Origin of the sequence: Massilia yuzhufengensis (assembly GCF_900112225.1) — a bacterium.
Lineage (GTDB): Bacteria > Pseudomonadota > Gammaproteobacteria > Burkholderiales > Burkholderiaceae_D > Telluria > Telluria yuzhufengensis.
This window is the reverse complement of the sequence record NZ_FOLD01000018.1, coordinates 1-25880: the sequence shown is the minus strand read 5'-3', so window position 1 is coordinate 25880 and position 25880 is coordinate 1. Positions and strand designations below refer to the sequence as shown.

The following is a 25880-nucleotide window of genomic DNA, read 5'->3' as shown; positions in this document are numbered from 1 at the left end:
CTTTGTGTATTATAAAAGCCACATCAATCTCGGCGATTTCCAAACGTGCGCACCCCTCATTCACACAATTTTGCCGGCAAAACCAGGGTCAGCGTACTACTGGCCTGCGCGGCCTTGCTGGCCGGGTGCAAGAAAGAGCCGGCTGCCGGCCCGGTCCCGGGCGGCGACGCGCAGCAGGGCCTGCGCCTGGTGACGCAATACCAGTGCGGCGCCTGCCACACCATCCCCGGGGTGCAGGGCGCGGCCGGCGAGCAAGCTCCGTCGCTCGCGCACATCGGCCGCCTGAGCTACATCGCCGGCGGCATCCCCAACCACCCTGCCAACATGATGCAGTGGCTGCGCACGCCGCACGCCGTCAAACCCGGCACCGAGATGCCGCCGATGGGCCTGACCGAACAGGAAGCGCGCCACATGGCGGCCTTCCTGTACACCCTGCGATGAGCGGCACGCTGCATTCGGTGCTGCACCCGGCCGGCTGGGACGCGGCCATCATCAGCCAGTTCGCCTGGGTGCTGTTCGCCGCCGGCGCCGTCATCTTCGTGGCCGTAATGGCCCTGCTGGCACTGAGCCTGCGGTCCCAAGCCCGCCCTGCCGGCGCGCTGCTGTGGATCGGCGGCGGCGGCATCGCCTTCCCGGTGGTGGTGCTCACCGCGCTGCTGGCCTGGAGCACCTGGCGCAGCACCCAGCTGGCGCCGCAATCCTCGCGCGACGCGCTCACCATCTCGGTCACCGCCAAAATGTGGTGGTGGGAAGTGCGCTACCGCGACCCGGCCAGCGGCGTCGACATCGTCACCGCCAACGAAATCCACATCCCGGCCGGCCAGGCGGTGTACCTGGGCCTGAATTCGGCCGACGTGATCCACAGCCTGTGGGTGCCTTCGCTGGCGGGCAAACGCGACATGGTGCCGGGCCGCGTCACGGGCCTCACGCTGCGCGCCGACAAGCCCGGCATCTACCGCGGCCAGTGCGCCGAATACTGCGGCGCCCAGCACGCGAAGATGGCGCTGCACGTGGTGGCTTCCCCGCCGGATGAATTCAAGGCCTGGCTGGCGCGCCAGGCCTTGCCGGCAGCGCCGGCCAACACCCCGCTGCTCGAGCGCGGGCGCGCGGCCTTCCTGCAGCAGCGCTGCCAGGCCTGCCACACCATCCGCGGCGTGAGCGAAGGCACGCGCCTGGGGCCCGACCTGACCCACGTGGGCAGCCGCATGCACATCGGCGCCGGCACCCTGCGCACCCACCGCGACACGCTGGGCGGCTGGATCGCCGACCCGCAGGCGGCCAAGCCCGGCGTCTTCATGCCCGGCTCGCAAGACCTCGACCGCGACACCCTGCGCGCGCTGGCCACCTATCTAGAGCACCTGAAATGAACCAGCAAGACGCGTCCCATCCTTTGCCCAGCTCCCTGCCGCGCCCCGCCGGCGAATTCGAGCGCCTGAAAGAAGCCTGGCGCACGCCGACCGGCTGGCGCTTCATGACCTCGGTGAACAACACCAGCATCGGCCTGCTCTACATCGGCACCGCGCTGCTGTTCTTCGTGCTGGCCGGGATCCTGGCGCTGCTGATGCGGGTGCAGCTGGCGGTGCCCGACAACACCCTGCTCAGCCCCGGCACCTACAACCAGGTCTTCACCATGCACGGCACGGTGATGATGTTCCTGTTCGCGATTCCCATCGTGGAAGCGATCGCCGTGTACCTACTGCCGAACATGCTCGGCGCGCGCGACCTGCCCTTCCCGCGCCTGTCGGCCTACGCCTTCTGGGCCTATGCCTTCGGCGGCCTGGCCTTCTTCTGCACCCTGTTCTTCGGGCTGGCGCCGGACGGCGGCTGGTTCATGTACCCGCCGCTCACCGGCGAGAAGTACTCGCCGGGCCTGAACGCCGACTTCTGGCTGCTGGGGATCGGCTTCATCGAGATCTCGGCGATCGCCGGCGCCATCGAACTGATCGTCGGCATCCTGTTCACCCGCGCACCGGGCATGACGCTGCGCCGCATGCCGGTGTATGCGTGGGCGATGCTGGTGGTGGCGGTGATGATCGTGTTCGCCTTCCCGGCCGTGATCGCCGGCACCGCGCTGCTGGAACTTGAACGCGCGTTCGACTGGCCCTTCTTCATCTCCGACCGCGGCGGCGACCCGATCCTGTGGCAGCACCTGTTCTGGTTCTTCGGCCACCCCGAGGTCTACATCATCTTCCTGCCCGCCGCCGGCATGGTGTCCACCATGATCCCGACCATTGCCCAGACCCCGCTGGTGGGGCGGCGCGCCATCATCGTGGCGCTGGTGGGCGTGGGCTTCTTCAGCTTCGGGTTGTGGGCCCACCACATGTTCACGGCCGGGCTGGGCGTGCTGGAGATGAGTTTCATCTCGGCCGCCAGCATGGCGGTGGCCATCCCCACCGGCATCCAGGTGTTCGCCTGGATCGCCACCCTGTGGAACGGGCGCGTGCGGATGGGCGCGCCCAGCCTGTTCCTGCTCGGCTTCATGTTCATCTTCGTGCTGGGCGGCCTGACCGGGGTGATGGTGGCCGTGATCCCGTTCGACTGGCAGGTACACGACACCTATTTCATCGTGGCCCACCTGCACTACGTGCTGATCGGCGGGATGGTGTTCCCGATGTTCGCGGCCCTGGTCTACTGGCTGCCCCTGATCAACGGCAACCGCATGTCCGAGGCGGTGGCGCGCTGGTCGTTCTGGCTGATGTTCGGCGGCTTCAACCTCGCCTTCTTCCCGATGCACATCACCGGCCTGTACGGCATGCCGCGCCGGGTCTACACCTATGACGCCAACCTGGGCTGGAACCTGCTCAACATGCTCTCCACGGTCGGCGCCTTCGTGTTCGCCGCCGGCGCGCTGGTCTTCTTCATCGAGATGGTGCGCACCCTGCGCCGGCCCGAGAAGGACGTGGGCAACCCGTGGAATGCACCCACGCTCGAATGGCTCACGTCCGAAAGCTACGGCAACCGCAGCATCCCGCGCATCACCTCGACCAACCCGCTATGGGACCAGCCGACCTTGTCCGACGAAGTCGACCGCGGCCAGCACTACCTGCCCGGCACCGCCACCGGCCTGCGCGAAACCATCGCCACCAGCCCGGTCGCGGCCGAGCCGCGCTACCTGATGATCCTGCCGGGCGACAGCTGGCTGCCGGTGATCGCGGCCCTCGGCACCGCCGGCTTCTTCCTGCTGCTGACGGTCAAGATGATGGTGCTGGCCTGGACCTTCGGGCTGATGGCGGTGGGCGGCACCATTGCCTGGTTGTGGCAGTCGGACCAGAAGCCGCCGCTCATTGAGGCGCGCGTGTCGGACGACCTGGTGCTGCCGGTAAACGCCAAAGGAACCGCCTCGCAATCGTGGTGGGGCACGATGATCATGCTGATTGTCGACGCCAGCATCTTCGCCTCGTTCGGTTTCGCCTACATCCATGTGTCGATGCGCCTGATGGTCTGCCCGCCGCCCGGGGCCGCCCTGCCCGCCCTGCCATGGCAGCTGGCCTCCGGCGGCCTGCTGGCGGCCAGTTCGGTGCTGATGCTGCTGGCCGTGCGCGCGCTGGGCAAGCGGCGCCTGCCCTGGCTGGTGCTGCTGGCGCTGGCCTGCGCCAGCGCCTCCTTCCTGCTCGACCTGCGCGGCCACCAGTTCGCGGGGCTCGACCCCACCGCCACCGCCTGGGCCGCGGCCATTGGCGCCCTGCTCGGCTACCAGGGCCTGCACATCGTGCTGCTCGCCATCGCCGGGCCCTACCTGTGCCTGCGCGCCTGGCGCGGCATGCTGGGCGAGCGCAGCCGCGCCACGCTCGACAACGTCGCCCTGATCTGGCACTACACAACGCTGCAGGGCATCGCCGGCATGGTGCTGGTCCACATCCTGCCGCTGCTGATGGAGTAAGCCATGCACGACCACTTCTGGCGCCAGCTCACCCGCGGCACCCTGCCCTTCCTGGTATGGGCGGCGCACTTCATCTTCTGCTACCTGCTGGCGGCGGCCCAATGCACCCCGGCCGCGATGCGCGCGGGCGGGCCGGACCGGCTGCTGCTGGGCGGCGTGACGGCGCTGGCGCTGGCCGTGTGCCTGTGGCTGGCGTGGAGGGAACGGGGGATCGTTCGCAATGCGAACGAAGCCGGGCTGCTGGATGGGGCGGCAGCCCTGGCGGCGCTGATGGCCACGATCGCGGTGGTGTGGACCGGACTGCCGCTGCTGCTTGTTGATGGATGTGCGTAGGGTGGTCGGCTGCGCCGACCGCGCGTTCAACTCACGGATGAATTGCAGTATCGATGTTCATATTGGGGTGAACGTGCGGGCGGGACACCCGCCCACCCGATTAGCGACTTGCCGGCGTCACCCGCCAGATCACATTTCCCACGTCGTCCGCTACCAATAGCGCCCCCGGCTTGTCGACCACCACGCCTACCGGCCGGCCCAGCGCGTCGCCATTCCTGTCCACGAATCCGGTCAGGATCTTCACCGGCTTCCCGGACGGCCGGCCTTCGCTGAACGGCACGAACACCACGTCATACCCCGACAGCGGCTTGCGGTTCCAGGAGCCGTGCTGGCCGATGAAGGCGCCGTTCGCATACTGCTGCGGCAGCAGCGAACCGGTGTAGAAGGCCAGGCCCAGCGCGGCCACATGGGCGCCCAGCGCGTAGTCCGGCGCCAGCGCCTTGGCCACCAGGTCGGGGCGCGGCGGCTTGACGCGCTCGTCGACGTGCTGGCCGAAGTAGCTGTACGGCCAGCCATAGAAGGCGCCGTCCTTCACCGAGGTCAGGTAGTCCGGCACCAGGTCGCTCCCCAGCTCGTCGCGTTCGTTCACGACGGTCCACAGCACCCCGGTCTGCGGGTTCCAGGCCAGGCCGTTCGGGTTGCGCAGGCCGGAGGCGAACAGGCGCGTCTTGCCGGTGGCGATGTCGACTTCGAGCACGGCGGCGCGGTCGACTTCCTTGTCGATGCCGTTCTCGGCGACGTTGCTGTTCGAGCCGGAAGTGGCGTAGAGCTTGCGGCCATCCTGGCTGGCGATGATGTTCTTGGTCCAGTGGTGGTTCAGCGGGCCGCCCGGCAGCGGCGCCACCGGCTGGGCGGTGGCGGTGATTTCCGTCACGCCCTCCTGGTAGGGGAAGCGCACGATGGCGTCGGTATTGGCCACGTACAGCATGTCGCCCACCAGCGCCATGCCGAAGGGCGAATGGAGGCCCTTGAGGAAGACGGTCTTCGTTTCGGCCACGCCGTCGCCGTCCTTGTCGCGCAGCAGGGTGATGCGGTTCGCGCTCGGCACGGCGGCGCCGGCCCTGGCCATCACCTTGCCCATGATGTAGCCCTTGATGCCTTTCTTGTCCTCCGGGCGCTCGGGCGCATTGGTCTCGGCTACCAGCACGTCGCCGTTGGGCAGCACGTGCAGCCAGCGCGGATGGTCCAGGCCCGTGGCAAAGGCATTCACCGCCAGCCCGGCGGCCGCGACCGGCATGCCACCCTGCGGCCAGCCCTTGGCGGGGGCGATGTCGACGGTAGGGATGGTGGTCCTGACCGGGGCCTTGATGACCGGCTGCAGGCCGACGTCGGCGCCGACCGGCAGGGTGGACTTGTCGCCACAGGCGGCGAGCAGCATCAGCAGCAGGGTGACCGCCGGCAGGCGGGGCAAACTAGGGTTACGCATGAATGTTCTCTCCCGGTGCAAGGCGGACGGCGTCCGTGTCGCCTGATGCTAGCCAACCTGGCAGGTTGGCGCCGTCCGTTACCGCAGAGAAAACTCGTCCTTCACAGGGGCGCTGCCAGCGGCTCTTCCAGCGCCGCCACCCTGGCCGCCATGGCTTCGCGCCGCCGCCGCAGCACGAAGCCGACCAGTCCCGGCAACTGCAGCGCCAGCAGCACCGCAAAAGCCGCGCGGTAGGCGATCGCCGGCGCCTGCCCGCCCTCGCCGGGCGCCCACAGGCCCACCATCAAGCCGAAGCCCGCCTGCACCACGAAGGCGCCGATGAAGATCAACAGGTTCAGGCAGGTCGCCGCGCGCCCGGTCAGCTCGCGCGGCATCGACTGGGCGATGATCGCGTACTCGATGCCGGTGATGGTTCCCACCAGCGTGAACATCACCGACAGCAGCTGGAAGCTGGGCTGGTAGCCGACGATGAAGCCGGCCTGCACCAGCAGGAAGACGGCGATGCCGGCCGCCGCCACGTCGAGCGGGGCGATGCCGCGCCGTCCCGCCCATTCGGTGATCATGCCCACCGCGATAGCCCCGAAGATCACCGCGGCCATGCCCATGTAGAGCAGGTAGGCCACCGCATCGTCGGAAAAGCGCGCCACGTCGGACAGCCAGCGCCCGATCCACAGGCCCTGGATGCCGAAGAACACCGCGTGCGGCAGCAGCACCAGCGAGGCCGTGGTGCGGAACACGGGCGCCTGGAACACGCTGCGCAGCGCTGCGCCCAGCGGCCCGCGCGCCGGCGCCGGCCCGGTGGCGCGCGGGCACAACAGCCAGATCAGCAAGCCGCAGCAGGCGGTGAGCGCGGCCAGCATGACGAACAGGCCGCGCCAGTCGGTGTACTCGAGCGCCAGGCGCACCGGCATGGTGGCGGTGGCCGCGCCCAACCCGCCGACGGCGATCAGGTAGCCGTGCACCGAGGGCAGCTTGCTCGGCGCGATCCAGGTCGACATCGCCTTGACCGCCGCCATGAAGCAGCCGCCCAGGCCGAAGCCCATGATGGCGCGCGCCACCACCAGCTGCCCGAAGCCGGATCCGCGCGAGAACAGCAGCGCCCCGACGGCCCCGACCAGCATCATCGCCAGCTGCACCTTGCGCGGCCCCCAGCGGTCGAGGGCAATCCCGACCGGCAGCTGGACCAGCGCGAACGCAAAGAAGAAGGCGCTGGTGAGCAGCCCCAGTTCGCCCGGCGTGAGCGCGAGCGCCCCGACCAGGTGCGAGGCCAGCACCGCGTTCACGTTGCGCAGCAGCGAAGACAGGTAGTGCCCCAGCGCGAAGGGCAGGAACACGTAGAAAAACACCGCCACGCCGGACAGGCGTGGCGCGTTGGGCTGGTCCTGCATGGCCTTGGGTCCGGGCGTGGCGTCAGGCGGCGTCCTGGGCCGCGCCGCAACCGGATTGGCTGGCGCGCAGCTGGTCGGCCGGCACCAGCGGGATCACGCGCCCGCCGGGTCCGCGCAGCGGCCCGCCGCTCTCCTGCTCGAAGAAGAACTTGTCGCGGCCGAAGGCCGGCTTGAGGTGGTCGAGCCAGGTGGCGTCGGCGTCGAACTTGGCGAAGAAGGGACGGCGCACCCATTCGGGATTGCGGGCCTGCAGGAACTGCAGCGCGAACAGCTTCTCGCCGTTGATCGTCACCACCCCGTCGATCACCACCTTGCCCGGGAAGGCGCTCATCGACGGTCCGCGCACGGTGCGCGACAGGCCCGACACCATCGAGTAGGCCTCCTGGAAGATCTGGTGCGCGCGCGCCAGCGGCAGCGAGAAGTAGTCGCGCGGGCCGGTGTCGCGCTCGACGAACATGTAGTAGGGAATCGCCCCCAGGCGCACGCCGGTGGTCCACAGTTCGGCCCAGCTCTTCGGGTCTTCGTTGATGTGGCGGATCAGGGGGCCCTGCATGCGCAGCGTGGCGCCGGTGCCGACGATGCGTTTCACCGCCTGCTGGGCGATGGGGTGGCGCAGCTCCACCGCATGGTTGTAGTGGCCCATGATGGCCAGGTTCTTGCCCGACCTGACTACCTTCTCGAACAGGCGCAGCAGGTCGTCGCTGTCCTTGTCGGACACGAAGCGCTGCGGCCAGTAGGCGACCGACTTGGTGCCGATGCGGATGTTCTGGATGTGCCCCAGCTCCGGCGCCAGCAGCGGCTCGAGGAATTCGGCGAGCGAGCGGGTATTCATGATCATCGGGTCGCCGCCGGTGATCAAGACGTCGGTGACGTCCTTGTGCGACTCCAGGTAGGCCACCAGTTCGGTGCATTCGCGCGCATCGAACTTCATGTCGTCCATGCCGACGAACTGCGGCCAGCGGAAGCAGAAGGTGCAATAGGCGTGGCAGGTCTGGCCGGCGCTCGGGAAGAACAGCACGGTTTCCTTGTACTTGTGCTGCAGGCCCTTGAGCGGCGCGTCGTTCACGCGCGGCACGTTGTGGGTCATCTGGCCGGCGGGGTGCGGGTTCATGCGCATCCGGATCCCGTGCACCAGCTTGGCGATCGCCGCTTCGTCCTTCTTGTACAGCACCAGGTCGCGCAGCTGCTCGTATTCGCTGGCCGGCAGCATGTCGCGGTGCGGGAAGGTCAGCCGGTAGATCGGATCGTCCGGCACCTTGTCCCAGTCGATCAGCTCCTCGAGCACGTAGGCGTTGACGCGAAATGGCAGCACATGGGACACCACTTGCACCGCTTCCTGCAGCTCCGGCGTCATCCACTGCCACTGGCGCGCGGTGTGGATACTCTGCCGGGTATAGGGCTTGAACTTGGAGGGCGTCGATTCGGTCGTGATCACGGAAGTTCTCCAGGAAACGAAGGGGGGAGGTAGCCGGCGCGGGTAAAGCATTGCCGGTAAGAATCCATCTTACGTTAGGGAAAGTTCGTGAGAATTGCCGTCAATCAATCAGAGGGTTCCTACGATAGGGGTTAGAACAAGGAGGGACAAACGGGACAACAGCCGGACAGCGCAGCGTGGCCGGCCTCCCCATTCGCCTATTCCCTGGTGCGCTCCTGCCGCCATGCGCCGAAGCGGCTGCCCACCATCAGGTCGCCTTCATAACTCAGGTGATTATTGTCGCGGTACATCAGGCGGCCGTCGATCATGGCGTCGCACTGCCTGTCGTCGCACAGCACGGCGGACGCGTCGAACCATTCAATCTGCGGGAACTCTGTCGCGAATCCCTTCACCACTTCCATGTGCTGCGCGATCTGCTGGTCCCACTCGCCGCGCGGGATGGCACAGGGCACGCGGGTGGCCGACGAGGCGACGCCGGCGCGCTTGATGCACGAGCGCGGGTCGAAGCCGATCAGCGGCACGTCGTGCATGAAGATCACATGCTTGCCGGCGGCGAGCAGGCGGCGGAAGGTCTCGCGCGCCGCATCCACATAGAGTTTCTGCTCCGGCACCGTGTAGAAGCGCAGGTGGGTCGAGAACACCACAGTCTTGACCGACGGCGTGTCGATCGCCAGCTCGACCATCTGCTGGGTCGCCTGCTGGTAGGGATCGGCGTGCGGATCCAGGCCCCAGTAGGGGTGGCGGGTGCCGAGCATCAGCAGGTTGTCGCCGATGCTGCTGTAGTACCGGGTCAGGCCGGCCACCACGTGATAGGCGTGACTGTCGCCCAGCAGTACCACGGTCGGGTCCTTGGCCACGTCGGCCAGCAGGCAGTACTCGTAGTCCGAATCGAAGCCGTAGCGTTTCTTGCATGCCGCGGCGTTGGCCTTGTCCTCGACAATGAGCAGGGCCTTGTGGTTGGCCAGATTGTCCTGGACCGGCTTGCGGCCAGGCAGTCCGCCGTTCAGGTAGATATAGGCGCCGGTGGCAGCGATCGCCAGCATCAGCGCACACAGTGCCGCGACCTTGCCGCGCGCAGCGCCGGCACGCAGCGGGCGCTCCATCACCCGGTAGGTCAGCCAGGCCAGCAGGATTGCCAGCAGCACTGCGCCGGCGCGGATGGCGGGCGACGGCTCGCGCGACTCGATGATCTGGGCGAAGGACAGCAGCGGCCAGTGCCACAGGTAGAGCGGATAGCTGATCAGCCCCACCCACACCATCAGGCGGTTCGACAGGACGACCCGGTTGAACCAGGCCTGCGGTCCGGCGCCGATGAGCAGCAGCGCGCCCAGCGCGGGCAGCAGCGCGAACCAGCCCGGGAAGTGGCGCTCGCGCGTAATCAAGGCCAGGCCGGCGGCGAGCAGCGCCACGCCGGTCCAGGCCACCAGGTTGGGCGACCATTTGCCCAGGCCGGAGCCGGCAGGACGCGCATGCAGGCAGGCCAGGCCAGCGCCCAGCAGCAGCTCCCAGGCCCGGCTGGCCGGCGAATAGAAGGTGGCGGTGGGGTGCTGGGCAATGAAACCCACGTTGACGGCGAACGACACCATTGCCAGCACCGCGGCCACCATGAGCAGGTTCAGGCGCAGGCGCCAGGCCGCCAGCAGGACCACCGGCCAGAGGATATAGAACTGCTCCTCGATGCCGAGCGACCACAGGTGCAGCAGCGGCTTGGTATCGGAGGCGGTGTCGAAGTAGCCGACCTGGGCCCAGTAGAAGAAGTTGGCGGCAAAGCCGGCCCCGCCAACCACGTGCTTGCCGAGCTGCTCGTATTCGTCCGGGAACAGCGCAAGCCAGCCGAAGGCCAGGCAGGCCGCGATGACGAGGATCAGTGCCGGGAAAATGCGCTTGACGCGGCGCGCGTAGAAGCCGGCGAAGCTGAACACGCCCTGCTGCAGTTCGCGCAGCAGGATGCTGGAGATCAGGAAGCCGGAGATGACGAAGAAGATGTCGACCCCGATGAAGCCGCCGCGCAACACTGCGGGAAACGCATGGAAGATCACCACGGCCAACACGGCCACGGCGCGCAGGCCGTCGATGTCGCGGCGATAGGCCAGGTGGGTCGCCGGAGCGATTGGCGGTTCCGATGGCTCCCCAAACTGGATCTGTTGTTCGAGCTTCATGTAATTACATTAACAAAACTTGCAATTTTACATGAGCCCAAAGTTGGGGGCCATCTTGCACGCTTGAACATCGGCAATTCGTTGCTGTCATGCCTCATTGCAAGGACTCTCCGGCGTCCCGGCCGGATCAGCATCGACTGACGGGGACCCGCAAACTTCCTACACGCAAGGCGATTGCGCAATCGCAATCCCCACGCTCCCCGCCCCGGTACATTTGCCAATGCACTTTAGCAATATTGGGTCCCAGAACATCCAACCTAGGAGTCACCATGAAACTGTCCGCCACCATGTTCAGCACCGCCGCCGCCCTGTGCCTGGCGCTTGCCGCCGCCCCCGCCCTCGCCAACGGCCCGACCGAGAAAGACGCCATCGCGATGGTCGAGCGCGGGGTTGCCCTGGTCAAGGCCAAGGGCAAGGACGAGATGATGAAGAAGATCAACGCGAAGGATGCCGAGTACGTCCAGGGCGAGCTGTACATCGACATGCGCGACCTCAAGACCGGCATCGTGCTGGCCCACCCCTACAATCCCTCGATCGTCGGCAAGGACCTGACCGACGTGCCTGACGCCAGCGGCAAGAAATACCGCCGCGAGATCATCGACCTGGCCGCCGCCAAGGGCAAGGGCTGGGTCGACTACCAGTACAAGAACCCGACCAACGGCAAGATCGAGCCGAAGACGACCTTCATCCAGCGGGTCGACGACGTGGTGCTCGAAGCCGGCATCTACAAGAAATAAAGTCCCCTCCCCTCCCCTCCCCGGAGTCAAGCATGCTGAATACATTGCGGATCGGCCCCAAACTCCTGCTGGCCCCGGGGCTCGTGCTGGTGCTGCTGACCATGCTGTCGGCCGCCGCCTATTACGGCATGGTGCGCCAGAACGCGTCGCTCGAGCACATGGTGCAGGTGCGCGCGGCGCGCCTGCAGGCGGTGGCCGACGTCGCCGGCGACGCGCGCTTTGCGCACGCCAACATCTACCAGCTGCTGGCCTGGGTGAACGGGAGTTTCGCGGCCAACCGGCTGGCCGCGCTCACCGCCGACATCCACAAGAAGCATGGCAGCATCGGCGCCAAGCTCGGCGAGCTGTCCAGGCGCGCCGAGCCCTCCGAGCAGGCGGCGCTGGAAGCTTCGCTGGCGGCGCTGGCAGGCTACCGCAAGCTGGTGGGCGAGACGATCGAACTGGCCCAGGTGGACCAGTCGATCGCCACCAATTCGATGCAGAAGGCCGAGAAGCAGTTCGTCGCGCTCGACACCGAGCTGCAGCGCCTGGCCAGCCTGGAAAAGAAACTGAGCGTGGAAGCCCACGCCGCCGCCAAGGCCGAATTCCGCTCGCTCGGCATCATGATGGCCGGCCTGGTCCTGCTGTCGATCGGACTGTCGCTGATGGTGACGATGCTGGTGCGGCGCGCCATGCTGGCCGACATCCAGGCAATCGCCACCGTGGTGGGCGACCTGGCCGACGGCCGCCTGCGTCCCTCCGGCACGCCCGGCAGCGGGCGCGACGAGATCGCCGACACTTCGCGCGCGCTCGACCACACCATCGGCCGCCTGGACGGCGCCCTGCGCAGCATCCTGAGCGCGGTGCGCTCGATCGACACGGCGTCAAAGGAAATCGCCAGCGGCAACCTGGACCTGTCGACCCGCACCGAGATGCAGGCCGGCTCGCTCGAGCAGACCGCCAGCACCATGGAAGAACTGACCACCGCGGTGAAGGAAAACGCCAACAACGCGCAACTGGCGTCCAGCCTCGCGGCCGAAGCGGCGCAGCTGGCCTCGAACGGCGGCGCCGCCGTGGGCCGCGCGGTGGCGACCATGGAATCGATCCAGGCCAGCTCGCGCAAGATCGTCGAGATCACCGGCGTCATCGACGGCATCTCGTTCCAGACCAACCTGCTGGCCCTGAATGCGGCGGTGGAAGCGGCGCGCGCCGGCGAACAGGGCCGGGGCTTCGCGGTGGTCGCGGCGGAGGTGCGCACGCTGGCGCAGCGCTCGGCGGCGGCGGCGCGCGAGATCAAGGCCCTGATCGCGGACTCGGTGAAGATCATCGAAGACGGCAGCGCGTCGGTGAGCGAGGCGGGCAGCAGCATGGGCGACATCGTGGCCTCGGTGCGCCAGGTGAATGACATCATCGGCCGCATCAGCGTGGCCAGCACCGAGCAGGCCGACGGCATCGCCGAAGTGAACAAGGCGATCGGCCAGATGGACGGCATGACCCAGCAGAATGCCGCACTGGTCGAACAAGCCGCGGCAGCCGCCGAAAGCCTGCACGAGCAGACCGTCAACCTGGCCAAGGCGGTGTCGATCTTCAAGTTCGACGGCGAACAAGCCACGGCCATCGACGACGAAGCAATCGACGACGACGACGGCGACGAAGGCTTCCATGGCCTGCAGGAACGGCGCGCCAGCGCCAGCCCGATGCGCGGGCGTCCTGTGCCGGCCCTGACCGCAGCAACCAAGCCTGCCACAGCGCCGGCGCAGCGCCGCCATCGCGCGTAAAGCCCTGCTGGATCAGCGGAATGGCCGGCTGACGAAGCGCGAGCCGGCCAGCCCGAAGCGCCACGGCACGTCCATCGCCTTCGAGATGCCGATGCGCGGCCCCGCCACCACCTCCAGCCCCGCCGGGCCGGGCTGCAGCTCGAAGGGCGCTGCGGACAAGGCCCTGCCGTTGTGCGCGCGGGTCACCCCCAGGGCCTGGCACAGCTTGCCGGGACCGGAGCACAGCAGCCACAGGTCGTCGGCGTCGCGCCGCACGCGCATCTGATCCAGCCCCGCCAGGGGCTCGAGCGCACGGATCAGGACCCCGGCCCCGTGGCCTTCCTCGCGGCAGACGAAGTTCAGGCACCAATGGATGCCATACGAGCGGTACACATAGGCGTGGGCGGGCGGGCCGAACATGGCGGCATTGCGCTCGGTGGGGCCGGAAAAGGCGTGCGAGGCCGGGTCCTCCCGGTCATAGGCTTCGGTCTCGACGATGCGTCCGCCGACACCGTCCACCAGCACCGTCATGCCGATCAGCTGGCGTGCGACCAGCTCCGCCGGCTGGGTAAAATCGATTCCCGCTATTGTCGAAATGGCCATACAAGGATTCTAGCCCGCGCCTCATCCTCGTGTCGCTTTGGTGAAATTGACACAGGTTCAGGCACGAAATGGCATTGCTTTCGTGCAAGAAGAATGATGCTGGGGTATAGTTGCACGGTTGTTCGAATTTCCTTGCAGCATCTTCCTGACGCAGCTCTACCCGCCCCCAGTCCCAGCCCGCGCCCCATGAATACCGTCGCCGATCCCATCCCGCACCTCGACCAGGTCGATGCCCTGATCAAATCGATCCGCATCCCGCCACGGCCGAGCCTGCTCGCCGACATGCAGCGCGAACTGGCCTCGGAAGACCCGTCGCCGGAAGCCATCGGCAAGATCGTGGCGAGCGACGTCGGCATGTCGGGCGCCCTGCTCAAGCTGGCCAATTCCTCGATCTATGGCGGGCGCCGCAAGGCCAAGTCGATCGAGCAGGCCATCCTGTTCCTGGGGATTAACCAGGTCGCGGCCCTGATGACCGGGCTGCTGGCGCGCCAGGCGATCCCGACCAACAGCGCGATGCTGGCCAGCTTCTGGGATATCTCGACCCGCCGCGCCCAGGCCATGGTGTTCCTGTCGCGCCGTCTGCGCATCGGCGAGCCCGACGTGGCCCATACCTTCGGCCTGTTCTGCGACACCGGCGTGCCGCTGCTGATCGACCGCTTCCCCGACTACGCCGCCAGCTACGCGGCCGCCTCGCTGGAAGCCGAGCGCCCGTTCACGGCGCTGGAAGACGAGCGCCACAGCACAAGCCACGCCGCGGTCGGCTGCCTGCTGGCGCGCAACTGGGGCCTGTCGGGCGACGTCGGCTGGGCCATCCTGCACCACCACGATTTCGCGGTGCTCGACGACGCCGCCACCGCCGGCACGGTGCGCTCGCTGGTCGCCCTGTCGGTGCTGGCCGAGAACGCGATCTGCCGCTACCAGGGCCATGCCGAATCGCTCGAATGGAACAAGGGCGGCGCCGCCGCCTGCGCCTACCTCGGCCTGTCGGATGAAGAAACCGCCGAGCTGCTGGACGAACTGGTGGACGCCTTCCACGAAGAGTAAGCGGCCTTTGACATCCCTCCTGCACAGGCAGATACTTCGCTTGTAAGTACGCCCTGGAGGGAACCATGAAGTCGATCGCCATCCTGCTGTCCCTGTCCCTGCTGGCCGGCTGCGCCAGCATGGAGCCTCCCGCCGCGCCCCCTCCCCTGCTGGCCGATGCGCGCTTCGCGCCGCCGACCGAAAAAGTCGGCGCCGACGACCTGTTCACGCTCAGCCCCGCGATGCGCAGCTACATGAACAGCTTCGCCTTCACCAGCCAGCTGCGCCAGAACGGCCAGCGCCACGGCCTGCTCAAGGCGCTGTACAGCAAGACCGACCTCAAGCTCGAATACGAATCCTCGCGCACGCGTACCGCCGCCGAAACCTACGCCGACCGCGCCGGCAACTGCCTCTCGCTCGTGATCATGACCGCGGCGTTTGCCAGGGAGCTGGGCATGCAGGTGCACTACCGCAGCGTTCAGACTGACGACGGCTGGAGCCGCAGCAATGGCCTGTACCTGACCAGCGCGCACGTCAACATCGGCATCGCCAACCGGCCGGAGGTCGGCATGCGCAGCACCGACATGGACGCGATGCTGGTGGTCGATTTCATCCCCTCGAGCGACGCGGCCAGGCTGCGCGCGCAGGAACTCGAAGAAGAAGACATCGTCGCGCTCTACCTGAACAACCGCGCCGCCGAAATGCTGGTGCAGGGCCGCATCGACGACGCCTACTGGTGGGCGCGCGCCGCGGTGGCGAAGCGCCCCGGCATGGTCGCCGCGCTCAACACGCTGGGCGTGGTCTACGAGCGCCACGGCGATATAGGCCTGGCCGAGAAAACCTACCGCGTGGCCCTCGACCGCGAACCGGAAAACATGGCCGTGATGCGCAACCTGCAAGGCGTGCTTGCCACAGTCGGCAAGCCGGACGAGGCGCAGGCGCTGGCCCGGCGCATCGCCAGCATCGAACCATTCCCGCCCTACTACCACTTCGACAAGGGCATGGAAGCCCTCAAGGCCGGCGACTTCGACACCGCCCGCGGCCTGTTCGCACGCGAGGTCAAGCGCGCGCCCTACAACGACGAATTCCGCTTCTGGCTCGGCGTGGCGCACCTGCGCCTGGGCGACGTGAACCACGCACGCGAGCAGATCGCCAGGGCGGTCGATACCAGCACGCGGCAGGACATGCGCAAGCTGTATTCGGCCAAGCTGAATTATCTGCGGGCACAGGCTGGGACCGGGACGCGCATCCGTTAGCCTGCGTAGCGTGGTCGGCTTCGCCGACCGCGCGTCCAGCCTTCGGCGGCGCATCCACAGGGCTGGCCGGAACCGACCACCCTACCCGATCAGTGCGCGCCAATGCGCCAGCTTCTGCTCGAAGCTCAGGGTCTGGTGTGCGGGTGAACTCGACGGCAGCACCACGGTGCGATAGCCCGCCGCCGCGAATTGCGGCGCGAACTTGCCCGAGGCCTGGCCATTGAACCCGACTGTTTCGAGCGCCGGGCACAACGCGCGCAGGCGTTCGAAATCGTTGGCGGCAGGCTTGCGGATGGCGGAATCGAGGCTGCCTTCGCGCTCGCAGCCGGCCAGCACGTCCCACAGGCCGAAGCCGTGCGCCAGCAGGCGCACCAAGCGCAGTTCATACGGCAGCGCCGCGAGATCTTCCTCGAGTACACGCGATACCAGGGGCCAGAACTGGTTGCGCGGATGGGCGTAGTAGCGCCCCGCCGCCAGAGAGGCCGCGCCGGGGAAGCTGCCGAGGATGAGGACACGCGTATCACGCGCAATGACCGGCGCCAGGCCAGTCAGTGTAGGGGTGGGAATCGCCATGGCCGTGATTGTAAGCCGGGCGAAAAAAAGCGGCGGGTACATATGCACCCGCCGCAAAGGGCAGAAACGCCTGGAGAAAAACCTTAGTTCTGTGCGACCGTCCGGCCGTCGACAGGCTGGGCGTCCCAGCCGCCGCCGAGCGAGCGAATCAGGGCGACGGTGGTCACCGCGCGGTTGCCGCGCAGCTGGACCGCCGTCCGCTCTACCGACGCCAGGTTGCGCTGGGCGTCGAGCAGTTCGAGGTAGCTGGAGCGCCCGGCGTCATACAGCTTCTGCGCCAGATCCGCCGAACGGCGCGCCGACAGCACCGCCGCATCGATCTGCTCGGCCTGGCCAGAGAGGATGCGCAGGCCGGCCAGGTTGTCCTCGACTTCGGCAAAGGCCGTGAGCACGCTCTGGCGGTAACCCCCCACCGATTCTTCCAGCACGGCGTAGCTAGCCTCGACGTTGGCGCGGTTGCGGCCACCGTCGATGATCGGCATCGAGGTGAGCAGGCCCAGCACCCACGAACGGCTGCTCCACTTGAACACTTCGGAGAAGGCGCCACCAAGGCCGCCGCCGGCCGCGCTGATGGTCAAGGCCGGGAACATGGCGCCGCGCGCCACGCCGATGCGGGCGTTCGACGCTTCCATCGTGCGCTGGGCGGCGACGATGTCGGGACGGCGTTCCAGCAGCGTCGATGGCAGGCCGGCCGGAATCGCCGGCAGCGCCGTCGCATCGAGCAGCGGGCTGGTACCGGCCACATAGTGCGCCGCCGGTTTGCCTAGCAAGACCGCCAGTGCATGCTCGGCGGTGGCGCGTTGGCGCTCCAGGCCGATGGCTTCGGCGCGAGCGGTGGCCAGTTCGGTGCGGGCGCGCGACAAATCGAACTCGCCGATGTCGCCCAAATCAAACCGGCGCTGCGTCACTTTCACGCTCTCGTCGCGCAGGCGCACGGTCTGCGCCACCGTGTCCGTTTCCGCGTCGAGGGCGCGCAGGCGGAAGTAGGTTTGCGCCACGTCCGCCTGCAGCGCCAGCAGCACGGAGCGGTAGTTCGCCTCCGACGTCGCCGCGTCGCCGCGCGCCGCCGACACGCCGGCCGCTACCCGGCCGAACAGGTCGACCTCGTAGCTGGCGGTGAGGCTGGCCGTGTAGCTGGTCTGCGGCGGGGTGGCGCTGCCCTGCGGCAGGTTCACTTCCAGCGGCGCCGGACGGGCGCGCTGGGCGCCGATGCCGATGCCCACCTGCGGCATGCGGTCGGCGTTGGCGATGCCAGCGATGGCGCGGGCCTGCTCGACGCGGGCTGCGGCTACCGCCAGGTTGGCGTTGTTGGCGCTGGCTTCATTCACCAGCGCGGTCAGCGCCCGGTCATTGAAGGCCAGCCACCACTGGCCGCGCGGCTGCTGCTCCGCCGGTTGCGCCGGCTTCCAGCGCGCGCCGTCGATGCCGTCCACCTCGGCGGGCTTCGATACCTGCGACTCGCGGAAGGCAGTCGGCGTGTCGATGGCCGGCTGCTGGAAGGCCGGCGTGGCGCAGGCGGTGAGCAGCAAGGCTGCCAGCAGCGGGGCCACGCCCCTTGCGATCATGTTGTTCATCTCAGTGCACTCCTTCCAGGTCCAGCACCGGCGCTTTCGCGACAGGGACCTTTTTCTCGAAACGTTTGGCGAAGCTGCGCAGCAGGACGTAGAACAGCGGCGTCAGGAACAGGCCGAAGAAGGTCACGCCCAGCATGCCGAAGAACACCGCGACACCCATGGCGTGGCGCATCTCGGCGCCGGCGCCAGTGGAGAACACCAGTGGCACCACGCCCATGATGAAGGCGATCGACGTCATCAGGATCGGACGCAGGCGCAGGCGGCTCGCTTCCAGCGCGGCTTCGACGACGCTGCGGCCGTGGTCTTCCAGTTCGCGGGCGAATTCCACGATCAGGATCGCGTTCTTCGAGGCCAAGCCCACCAGTACGAACAGGGCGATCTGGGTGAAGATGTTGTTGTCGCCACCGGTGATCTTCACGCCGATCAGGGCGCACAGGATCGACATCGGCACGATCAGGATCACGGCCAGCGGCAGGGTCCAGCTTTCGTACTGGGCGGCCAGCACCAGGAACACCAGCAGCACGCACAGCGGGAACACATACACCATGGTGTTACCGGACAGGATCTCCTGGTAGGTCAGGTCGGTCCACTCGTAGGCGATCCCTTTCGGCAGCGTGTCCTTGGCCAGCTGCTCCATGATGGCTTGCGCCTGGCCCGACGAGACGCCGGGCGCCGCGCCGCCGTTGATGTCGGCCGCCACGTAGTTGTTGTAGCGCTGGACGCGGTCCGGGCCATAGCTGTCCTTCACCCGCATCAGCGACGACAGCGGGATCATCTCGCCCTTGTCGTTGCGGACCTTCAGCTGGGCGATCTGCTCCGGCTGCGAGCGGAACTGCGCGTCGGCCTGCACCCGCACCTGGTAGGTGCGGCCAAACTGGTTGAAGTCGTTCACGTACAGCGAGCCCAGGTTCACCTGCAAGGTCTGGTAGATGGTCGCCAGCGGCACGCCGAGCTGCTTGGCCTTCACGCGGTCGACATCGGCAAACAGCTGCGGCACGTTGATCTGGTAGCTCGAGAACACGCCCGCCAGTTGCGGCGTGCCCCAGGCTTTCGCCTGCAGCGCCTGCGTGGCCTTGTACAGTTCGTCGTAACCGAGGTTGCCGCGGTCTTCCAGCATCAGCTTGAAGCCGCCGGTCGTGCCCAGGCCATTGACCGGGGGCGGCGGCAGCACCATGACGAAGGCGTCTTCCACCGCGCCCATGCGCTTGTTGATTTCGGCGGCGATGGCTTCGGCCGACTGCTCCTTGCCCTTGCGCTCGCTGGTGGGTTTGAGCGACGTGAACACGATGCCGGCGTTCGGCGCATTGGTGAAGCCATTGATCGACAGGCCAGGGAAGGCGATCGACGATTCCACGCCCGGGATGTCCTTGGCGATGGCCGACATGCGGCGGATCACGGCGTCGGTGCGGTCGAGCGAAGCGGCGTCGGGCAGCTGGGCGAAGCCGATCAGGTAGCCCTTGTCCTGGGCCGGCACGAAGCCCGGCGGCACCACCTTGAACATGAACATCGCGGCCACGCCCAGCGCCAGGTAGACGCCCAGAGTCGCGGTCTTGCGGCGCAGGACGGTCTTCACGCCGCCTTCATAGCTGTGCGAGGCACGGCCGAAGAAGCGGTTGAAGGCGGCGAAGAAGCGGCCGAACACCTTGTCCATGATGCGGGTCAGGCGGTCCTTCGGCGCGTCGTGGGCTTTCAGCAGGGCGGCCGACAGTGCCGGGGCCAGGGTCAGCGAAGCGAAGGCCGAGATCACGGTGGAAATCGCGATGGTCAGGGCGAACTGGCGATAGAACTGGCCGGTCAGGCCTGCCACGAAGGCGATCGGCACGAACACGGCGCACAGCACCAGGGCGATGGCGATGATCGGGCCCGACACTTCCTTCATGGCCTGGATGGTCGCGTCGCGCGGCGACAGCCCATTGGTGATGTTGCGCTCGACGTTTTCCACCACCACGATGGCGTCATCGACCACGATACCGATCGCCAGCACCAGGCCGAACAGCGACAGCGTATTGATCGAGAAGCCGAACATCAGCATCACCGCAAAGGTACCGACCACCGACACCGGGACCGCCAGCAGCGGGATGATCGAGGCACGCCAGGTCTGCAGGAACACGATCACGACCAGGGCGACCAGCACCACGGCTTCAAGCAGGGTGTGGATCACCGAGTCGATCGACTCGCGCACGAACTGGGTCGGGTCGTACACGATGCTGTACTCGACGCCTTCGGGGAAGTCTTTCGACAGCTCTTCCATCTTGGCGCGCACGTCGGTGGAGAGTTGCAGCGCGTTGGCGTTGGGCGCCTCGAAGATCGGGATGGCGACGGCCGACTTGTTGTTCAGCAGCGAACGCAGGGCGTAGGAGCTGGAACCCATCTCCAGGCGCGCCACATCCTTCAGGCGCGTCACCGCCCCGTCTTCACCGGCCTTGACCACGATCTCGCCGAATTCCTCGGTCGACTTCAGGCGGCCCTGGGTGTTGACGGTGAGCTGGAACTGGGCGCCTTCGGTCGGGCCCTGGCCCACCACGCCGGCTGCCACCTGCACGTTCTGTTCGCGGATGCTGGCCACCACATCGCCCGCGGTCAGGTTGCGCGCGGCGACCTTTTGCGGGTCAAGCCAGACACGCATGGCGTAGTCGCCGGAACCGAACAGCTGCACTTCGCCCATGCCGTTCAGGCGGGCCAGCTGGTCCTTGATGTTCAGCACCGCATAGTTGCGCAGGTACAGGTCGTCATAGCGGCCGTCGGGTGAATTGAGGTGGACCACCATCGTCAGGTTCGGCGAACTCTTGACGGTGGTGACGCCGATCTGGCGCACCTCTTCCGGCAGGCGCGGCAGCGCGCGCTGGACGCGGTTCTGCACCTGGCTTTCCGCACGGTCGATGTCGGTGCCGATGGCAAACGTCAGCGTGAGCGCCAGCGCACCGTCCGAGGTGTTCTGCGAGGTCATGTAGAGCATGTCCTCGATGCCGTTGATCTGCTCTTCCAGCGGCGCAGCCACGGTTTCGGCGATCACCTTGGGGTTGGCGCCCGGGTACTGGGCGCGCACCACCACGGAGGGCGGCACCACGTCCGGGTATTCGGAGATCGGCAGCTGGAAGATCGAGATCAGGCCGCCGACGAACACGATGACCGACAGCACGACCGCGAAGATCGGCTTGTCGACAAAGAAGCGGGAAAAGTTCATGGTCTTACTCCTTGGCGGCCGTGTTCAGGGCCAGTTTCGCGTCGGCCTTGACCGCAGCCGCGGTGGCGTCGGCGTCCATTGCCACCATCTGCGGGGTCACCGGCGCGCCGGGGCGCACGCGCTGCAGGCCGTTGACGACGATCTTCTCGCCGGGCTTGAGGCCAGTGCGCACCACGCGCATGCCGTCCACCACCGGGCCCAGGGTCACCGGGCGGTACTCGGCCATGCTGTCGGCGCCCACCACCACCACGTACTTGCGGCTCTGGTCGGTGCCGACGGCGCGTTCGTTGATGACGACCGCCTTTTCGGCCACGCCGCTGCCCACCTGGATGCGGGCGAACAGGCCGGGCGCCAGCGCGCGGTCGGCATTGAGCAAGGTAGCGCGCATGCGCACGCTGCCGGTACGGGCATCGAGCTGGTTGTCGACGAATTCGAGCTTGCCTTCATGCGGGAAGCCTTCTTCGTTGGCCAGTCCCACCTTGACGATGGCAGCTTGTCCGCGCTGGGCACGGGTGCCGACGCGCAGGTAGGTTTCTTCGTCGCCGTCGAAGCTGGCGTAGATGCGCTCGAGCGAGACCACGGAGGTCAGCACGGCGCTGGCGTCCACCAGGTTGCCGAGGGTGATCTCGGCTTTCGACACGCGGCCGTCGATCGGCGCGGTGACGCGGGTGTAGGCCAGGTTCAATCTGGCCGATTCGAACTGGGCCTGGGCGGCGCGGGCGCTGGCGTCGAGTTCCTTCTGCGAGGCCGATTTTTCATCGAACTCGCGCTGGGCGATGGCCTTGTCCGCCAGCAGCTTGTCGGCGCGCTGCAGTTCCAGGCGCGCCAGGTCGGCACGGGCACGGGCCGCATTCGCGGCGGCGCCGGCGCGGTCGGCTTCGGCCTGGTAAGGGCGCGGATCGATCACGAACAGCACCTCGCCTTTTTTCACTTCGGCGCCCGGCTTGAAGTTGACGGCGGTGATGTAGCCGCTCACGCGCGGGCGGATCTCGACCACTTCGATGGCTTCCAGGCGGCCCGAGAATTCCTGGGTTTCGGCGACCGGCTTTTCGGCCACGATGGCGGCCGATACCGGCGGCCCGGCTGGCGCGGCGGCCGGCTCGGTCTTGCTGTTGGCGTCGGCGCAACCGGTGAGCAGTGCTCCCGCCAGGCCGGCGGCGGCCAGTGCGGCTACCAGGGTCTTGACGCTGCCCATGCGTGCTGTGTGATTGGTCATGATGAAACCTTTCTTATAGTGTGAGACAAAAGCTTCCCTATCGCCGCCGGCGCAGGACCGGAGGAGAGGAAAAAGGGGGGCCCTTCCGCGCTGGATGGCGCGGATGCCGGATGCGTTACAGGTTGGGTGACCGCGCGTGGGCGGTCAGGACGCGATCGTCAGCGTCGACAGCGGCAGCGGGTGCCGCGCGGGCGGCAGCAGCTCATGGCAGGCGCCTGGTTCATGGCTCACCTCTCTTCAAGACGGTCCCTCACGTCGCGCTGGCGACGGCTGTTGGGAAAAACGGATAAAACGGGGCCTCCCCGCGCCGGCAAGGCGCAGTGGTGCGGGGAAAGCTGGTTGGCTTGGCCTGGTGCTGAGGGGTCAGCGATCCAGCCCTGCAAGGAAGGTGGCGATCTCGCCGAGCGCGTGCACCTTGCATGCACATTCGTTGCGCCCACCGGGTTCCTGCAGGGGCGCGGGCGGCATGCGCCGCACGGTGGTGCGTACCCCGGCGTTAATCAGCTTGGCGCCGTATTGTTCGGCCTCGTCGCACAATGGGTCTTCCTCGGCCGAGAGGATGAGCGCCGGCGGCAGGTTCTTGAGCCGGGTCGAGCGCAGCGGCGACGCATACGGGTGCGCGCGGTCGGCCGCGTGCGGCAGGTAGCCGCGGTAGGCGGCGGCGCATTCGGTGCTCAGCTTTTCACGGTCCGGGCATTGGCTCATCTGGCGCATCGAGACCGTGGACAGGCCAGGGTCGAGCATCGGCATGATGAGGATCTGGCCGGCCAGCTTGGGCGCGGCGCGGTCGCGCGCCATCAGCGTGCACACCGCCGCCAGGTTGGCGCCGGCCTCGATGCCGGCCACCACCAGCTTCTTGCCCGACCAGCCGATCTTCGCCTTGTTTTTCACGGTCCACAGCAGCACCGCATGCGCATCTTCCACCGCGGCCGGGAAGGGGCTGGTCGTGGCCAGCGTGTAGTTCGAGGCCAGCACGGCGCGCTCGTCGCTGCATTCGGCCAGGTAGCGCAGGAACTCGTCGGCTTCCTGCAGGTCGCCCGAGATGAAGCCGCCGCCGTGGAAAAACACGATCAGGGTGTCGCGCTTGGCCGCTACGCCGGAATGGTAGAGGCGCGCAGCGAGCGGGCCCTGGGCGCCGCTGACTTCCAGCTCGCGCACGTCGACCGTGCTGGCGCTGTCGATGTCCTGGTCGAGGACCGCGCTCATTTCCCGCCTCCCACAGGGGCGACGGCCCAGCGGTCGCTGTCCTGCTCGGGGCAGGCGTCGCAACTCATCTCCACGTGCATCGACAGCGCCTTCAGGCCGCGCGCTTCCGCGCCGGCAGCCTGCGAGTAGGCGTCGGTGCCCAGCAGGGCTGCCATTGCGACTCCGCTCAAGGCAACTGCGACCGTGTTGAAGATTCCGTTGCGCATGTTCATGACCTGCTCCGTGTGTGTTGTCTTTTTGCTGCAATGCACACACTATAGACTTCATCTACAATCGGATAAAGATGGCAATACCGAATTGATTGTTCAGATTGCCGAACAATCGACCAAATCAGGAAGAGGGGTCCGACATGAACAAGCTCCAGGCCATGGAGGTTTTTATCCAGGTCGTCGACTGCGGCAGCTTTACCAAGGCCGCGGAAATGCTGAACCTGCCCAAGGCGACGGTGTCGACCCTGGTCCAGACGCTGGAGGCGACGCTGGCGGTCAAGCTGCTGCACCGCACGACACGGCAGGTGATGATCACCTCCGACGGCGCCGCCTATTATGAGCGCTGCATCCAGATCCTGTCGGACGTGCGCGACGCCGAAGAATCCCTGTCGCGCCACCGCCTCAGCCCGAGCGGGCGCCTGCGCGTCGATACCCCCACCGGCCTGTCGTCCGAGATCCTGATTCCCGCCCTGCCGGCCTTCTTCGAGCGCTACCCGGACATCACGATGGAGCTGGGCAGCACCGACCGCCCGGTCGACCTGGTGGAGGAAGGCGTGGACTGCGCGGTGCGCGGCGGCGAACTGGGCGACTCGAACCTGATCGCGCGCCGCATCGGCGTGATCAACTTCGTCACCTGCGCCTCGCCCGACTATATCGCGCGCCACGGCATGCCGCAGCACCCGCGCGACCTCGAGCGCCACCGCTGCGTCAACTATTTTTCTGCCAAGACCGGCAAGATTTTCAAGTGGGACTTCACGCGCGACGGCGAGCGCATCGACATCACCCTGCCCGGCGCGATCGCCCTGAACGATTCGAACGCCTACGTGCAGGCGGGCCTGGCCGGCCTGGGCATCATCACCATGACCGACTACCTGCTGGTGCAGCACATCGCTTCGGGCCGCATGGTGCCGGTGCTGCCCGAGTGGGCGATCGACCCGCTGCCGGTGCACATCGTCTATCCGCAGAACCGCCATCTGTCGGCCAAGGTGCGGGTGTTCGTGGAATGGGTGTCGGAGCTGTTCGCGGCGCACCCGAACCTGCGCCTGCAGGCGCCGCGGCCGGCGCTTGCCCAGCCTTCCACCGCCGCGGAGACGGTGTAGAATCAGCCAAAAATACCGGCTCATCACAGGGCCTACCGGAGACGACATGGACCACAGCACCCAAGCCCGCAATATCGACATCCTGCTGGCGCGCTACGGCGACAGCCACCAGGACCACACCAACGAGATCATCCACTTCGTGTGCATCCCGCTGATCGTCCTGAGCCTGCTGGGCATCCTGTGGGCAGTGCACCCGGTGGTGGCGATCGCGGTCACGCTCGGTTCACTCTATTACTACGCCAAACTGTCGCGCCAGTTCGCGATCGGCATGGGCGTGATGAGCGCCGCGATGCTGGGCATCCTGGCGCTGCTGCCCGAGGGGACCGTGCTGCCGGTGTCGATCGCCGTGTTCGTGGTGGCCTGGATCGGGCAGTTCATCGGCCACAAGATCGAAGGGAAGAAGCCGTCCTTCTTCGACGACCTGCGCTTTTTGCTCATTGGGCCGCTGTTCGTGCTGTCCTTCCTGTATCGCCGCTTGAATCTCGCGTACTAGTAGACAGAATGTATTGACCTACCAACCTCAACAAGCGCGGGTTACGCTGAGGGTTGGTGAACCTTTCGGCGCAGAGCCGCAATTGAGGAGGTAGGTCATGAACGAGTTTAGCAAATATGTTGGCTTGGATGTCCATAAGGCGACGATCGCGGTGTCAATTGCGGATAGCGCTGGTGGTGAGCCTCGTTTCTATGGAGAGATCACGAACACGCCGGTCGCGATAGCGAAGCTGATGGCGCAGTTGGCCAAAGGCGGTGCAAAGCTGTCCGTGTGCTACGAGGCAGGTTGCTGCGGGTACGTGATCTATCGCCAGCTGACCAAGTTGGGTCACTTTTGCCAGGTTATTGCG

21 protein-coding genes and 1 pseudogene are annotated in these 25880 nt (G+C 67.1%); 11 read left to right on the top strand and 11 right to left on the bottom strand.

Features of this window, described 5'->3' with window-relative positions; all coding sequences use genetic code 11:
* Window positions 1-45: 45 nt before the first annotated feature.
* From BM031_RS15150 to BM031_RS15135, 4 genes are read left to right on the top strand one after another with little or no spacing between them, the layout of a single operon-like run.
* Complete coding sequence (locus BM031_RS15150; protein WP_177207776.1) at window positions 46-441, top strand: c-type cytochrome; 396 nt, start codon at window positions 46-48, stop codon at window positions 439-441.
* Complete coding sequence (coxB, locus tag BM031_RS15145; protein ID WP_091875399.1) at window positions 438-1367, top strand: cytochrome c oxidase subunit II; 930 nt, start codon at window positions 438-440, stop codon at window positions 1365-1367. The genes BM031_RS15150 and coxB overlap by 4 nt, the downstream gene beginning before the upstream one ends.
* Window positions 1364-3880: a cytochrome c oxidase subunit I gene (gene ctaD / locus BM031_RS15140; protein ID WP_091875398.1), complete on the top strand. Its 2517-nt coding sequence runs from the start codon at window positions 1364-1366 to the stop codon at window positions 3878-3880. The genes coxB and ctaD overlap by 4 nt, the downstream gene beginning before the upstream one ends.
* Before the next feature lie 3 nt (window positions 3881-3883).
* A complete protein-coding gene (locus BM031_RS15135; RefSeq protein ID WP_091875397.1) occupies window positions 3884-4213 on the top strand; it encodes a hypothetical protein in 330 nt (109 codons plus the stop codon).
* 100 nt (window positions 4214-4313) lie between these two features.
* Here BM031_RS15135 and BM031_RS15130 read toward each other — a convergent pair whose 3' ends face one another.
* From BM031_RS15130 to BM031_RS15115, 4 genes are all read right to left on the bottom strand, one after another.
* Window positions 4314-5639 carry a PQQ-dependent sugar dehydrogenase gene (locus BM031_RS15130; protein WP_091875396.1) on the bottom strand — a complete coding sequence of 442 codons (1326 nt, stop codon included), beginning with the start codon at window positions 5637-5639 and terminating at the stop codon, window positions 4314-4316.
* Between the two features lie 101 nt (window positions 5640-5740).
* A complete protein-coding gene (locus BM031_RS15125) occupies window positions 5741-7027 on the bottom strand; it encodes an MFS transporter (protein ID WP_091875395.1) in 1287 nt (428 codons plus the stop codon).
* Window positions 7028-7049: 22 nt separating this feature from the next.
* Entirely contained in the window at window positions 7050-8462 is a 1413-nt protein-coding gene (locus BM031_RS15120; RefSeq protein ID WP_091875394.1) for a KamA family radical SAM protein, read from the bottom strand.
* Between the two features lie 197 nt (window positions 8463-8659).
* Entirely contained in the window at window positions 8660-10621 is a 1962-nt protein-coding gene (locus tag BM031_RS15115) for an acyltransferase family protein (RefSeq protein ID WP_091875393.1), read from the bottom strand.
* Window positions 10622-10890: 269 nt separating this feature from the next.
* On the opposite strand from BM031_RS15115, the gene BM031_RS15110 reads away from it, so the two are divergent.
* Both BM031_RS15110 and BM031_RS15105 read left to right on the top strand, forming a co-directional pair.
* Window positions 10891-11358: a cache domain-containing protein gene (locus BM031_RS15110; RefSeq protein WP_091875392.1), complete on the top strand. Its 468-nt coding sequence runs from the start codon at window positions 10891-10893 to the stop codon at window positions 11356-11358.
* Between the two features lie 32 nt (window positions 11359-11390).
* The gene (locus BM031_RS15105; RefSeq protein WP_091875391.1) at window positions 11391-13115 is read left to right on the top strand and encodes a methyl-accepting chemotaxis protein; all 1725 of its coding nucleotides are present in this window, start codon (window positions 11391-11393) and stop codon (window positions 13113-13115) included.
* A 12-nt stretch (window positions 13116-13127) separates the two neighbouring features.
* On the opposite strand, the gene BM031_RS15100 is transcribed toward BM031_RS15105, so the two are convergent.
* Window positions 13128-13697, bottom strand: a complete 570-nt coding sequence (locus tag BM031_RS15100) for a DNA-3-methyladenine glycosylase (RefSeq protein WP_091875390.1) — start codon at window positions 13695-13697, stop codon at window positions 13128-13130.
* Between the two features lie 186 nt (window positions 13698-13883).
* On the opposite strand from BM031_RS15100, the gene BM031_RS15095 reads away from it, so the two are divergent.
* Together BM031_RS15095 and BM031_RS15090 are read left to right on the top strand one after the other, a co-directional pair.
* Window positions 13884-14741, top strand: a complete 858-nt coding sequence (locus BM031_RS15095; RefSeq protein WP_091875389.1) for an HDOD domain-containing protein — start codon at window positions 13884-13886, stop codon at window positions 14739-14741.
* 65 nt (window positions 14742-14806) lie between these two features.
* Window positions 14807-15976 (top strand): tetratricopeptide repeat protein, encoded by a 1170-nt coding sequence (locus tag BM031_RS15090; RefSeq protein WP_091875388.1) that lies wholly within the window; start codon window positions 14807-14809, stop codon window positions 15974-15976.
* A gap of 81 nt (window positions 15977-16057) precedes the next feature.
* Here the strand turns inward: BM031_RS15090 and BM031_RS15085 are convergent, their stop codons facing one another.
* The 6 genes from BM031_RS15085 to BM031_RS15060 form a co-directional block, all read right to left on the bottom strand.
* Window positions 16058-16549, bottom strand: a complete 492-nt coding sequence (locus BM031_RS15085; RefSeq protein ID WP_091875472.1) for a DNA-deoxyinosine glycosylase — start codon at window positions 16547-16549, stop codon at window positions 16058-16060.
* An 83-nt stretch (window positions 16550-16632) separates the two neighbouring features.
* On the bottom strand, window positions 16633-18123 hold the full coding sequence (locus tag BM031_RS15080) for an efflux transporter outer membrane subunit (RefSeq protein WP_091875387.1): 1491 nt from the start codon (window positions 18121-18123) through the stop codon (window positions 16633-16635).
* 1 nt (window position 18124) lies between these two features.
* Window positions 18125-21307 (bottom strand): efflux RND transporter permease subunit, encoded by a 3183-nt coding sequence (locus tag BM031_RS15075; protein ID WP_091875386.1) that lies wholly within the window; start codon window positions 21305-21307, stop codon window positions 18125-18127.
* A 4-nt stretch (window positions 21308-21311) separates the two neighbouring features.
* On the bottom strand, window positions 21312-22523 hold the full coding sequence (locus BM031_RS15070; RefSeq protein WP_229408920.1) for an efflux RND transporter periplasmic adaptor subunit: 1212 nt from the start codon (window positions 22521-22523) through the stop codon (window positions 21312-21314).
* 363 nt (window positions 22524-22886) lie between these two features.
* On the bottom strand, window positions 22887-23729 hold the full coding sequence (locus BM031_RS15065; protein ID WP_091875384.1) for an alpha/beta hydrolase: 843 nt from the start codon (window positions 23727-23729) through the stop codon (window positions 22887-22889).
* On the bottom strand, window positions 23726-23884 hold the full coding sequence (locus BM031_RS15060; RefSeq protein WP_177207775.1) for a hypothetical protein: 159 nt from the start codon (window positions 23882-23884) through the stop codon (window positions 23726-23728). Before BM031_RS15060 ends, BM031_RS15065 begins: the two co-directional genes overlap by 4 nt.
* Window positions 23885-24078: 194 nt before the next feature.
* Between BM031_RS15060 and BM031_RS15055 the strand changes: the two genes are divergently transcribed.
* The 3 genes and pseudogenes from BM031_RS15055 to BM031_RS15045 form a co-directional block, all read left to right on the top strand.
* The gene (locus BM031_RS15055) at window positions 24079-25038 is read left to right on the top strand and encodes a LysR family transcriptional regulator (protein ID WP_091875382.1); all 960 of its coding nucleotides are present in this window, start codon (window positions 24079-24081) and stop codon (window positions 25036-25038) included.
* A 46-nt stretch (window positions 25039-25084) separates the two neighbouring features.
* Entirely contained in the window at window positions 25085-25531 is a 447-nt protein-coding gene (locus tag BM031_RS15050) for an Mpo1 family 2-hydroxy fatty acid dioxygenase (protein WP_091875381.1), read from the top strand.
* Window positions 25532-25628: 97 nt separating this feature from the next.
* Window positions 25629-25880, top strand: a pseudogene (locus tag BM031_RS15045) (IS110 family transposase); the annotation flags it as partial.

What these genes read in the sequence shown, in the direction of transcription:
- BM031_RS15085 (WP_091875472.1), bottom strand. Translation starts at nt 16,549, where the DNA reads ATGGCGATTCCCACCCCTACACTGACTGGCCTGGCGCCGGTCATTGCG.
- BM031_RS15060 (WP_177207775.1), bottom strand. Translation starts at nt 23,884, where the DNA reads ATGGCAGCCCTGCTGGGCACCGACGCCTACTCGCAGGCTGCCGGCGCG.
- BM031_RS15135 (WP_091875397.1), top strand. Translation starts at nt 3,884, where the DNA reads ATGCACGACCACTTCTGGCGCCAGCTCACCCGCGGCACCCTGCCCTTC.
- coxB (WP_091875399.1), top strand. Translation starts at nt 438, where the DNA reads ATGAGCGGCACGCTGCATTCGGTGCTGCACCCGGCCGGCTGGGACGCG.
- BM031_RS15070 (WP_229408920.1), bottom strand. Translation starts at nt 22,523, where the DNA reads ATGACCAATCACACAGCACGCATGGGCAGCGTCAAGACCCTGGTAGCC.
- BM031_RS15130 (WP_091875396.1), bottom strand. Translation starts at nt 5,639, where the DNA reads ATGCGTAACCCTAGTTTGCCCCGCCTGCCGGCGGTCACCCTGCTGCTG.
- ctaD (WP_091875398.1), top strand. Translation starts at nt 1,364, where the DNA reads ATGAACCAGCAAGACGCGTCCCATCCTTTGCCCAGCTCCCTGCCGCGC.
- BM031_RS15080 (WP_091875387.1), bottom strand. Translation starts at nt 18,123, where the DNA reads ATGAACAACATGATCGCAAGGGGCGTGGCCCCGCTGCTGGCAGCCTTG.
- BM031_RS15095 (WP_091875389.1), top strand. Translation starts at nt 13,884, where the DNA reads ATGAATACCGTCGCCGATCCCATCCCGCACCTCGACCAGGTCGATGCC.
- BM031_RS15125 (WP_091875395.1), bottom strand. Translation starts at nt 7,027, where the DNA reads ATGCAGGACCAGCCCAACGCGCCACGCCTGTCCGGCGTGGCGGTGTTT.
- BM031_RS15105 (WP_091875391.1), top strand. Translation starts at nt 11,391, where the DNA reads ATGCTGAATACATTGCGGATCGGCCCCAAACTCCTGCTGGCCCCGGGG.
- BM031_RS15050 (WP_091875381.1), top strand. Translation starts at nt 25,085, where the DNA reads ATGGACCACAGCACCCAAGCCCGCAATATCGACATCCTGCTGGCGCGC.
- BM031_RS15055 (WP_091875382.1), top strand. Translation starts at nt 24,079, where the DNA reads ATGAACAAGCTCCAGGCCATGGAGGTTTTTATCCAGGTCGTCGACTGC.
- BM031_RS15065 (WP_091875384.1), bottom strand. Translation starts at nt 23,729, where the DNA reads ATGAGCGCGGTCCTCGACCAGGACATCGACAGCGCCAGCACGGTCGAC.
- BM031_RS15110 (WP_091875392.1), top strand. Translation starts at nt 10,891, where the DNA reads ATGAAACTGTCCGCCACCATGTTCAGCACCGCCGCCGCCCTGTGCCTG.
- BM031_RS15115 (WP_091875393.1), bottom strand. Translation starts at nt 10,621, where the DNA reads ATGAAGCTCGAACAACAGATCCAGTTTGGGGAGCCATCGGAACCGCCA.
- BM031_RS15090 (WP_091875388.1), top strand. Translation starts at nt 14,807, where the DNA reads ATGAAGTCGATCGCCATCCTGCTGTCCCTGTCCCTGCTGGCCGGCTGC.
- BM031_RS15075 (WP_091875386.1), bottom strand. Translation starts at nt 21,307, where the DNA reads ATGAACTTTTCCCGCTTCTTTGTCGACAAGCCGATCTTCGCGGTCGTG.
- BM031_RS15100 (WP_091875390.1), bottom strand. Translation starts at nt 13,697, where the DNA reads ATGGCCATTTCGACAATAGCGGGAATCGATTTTACCCAGCCGGCGGAG.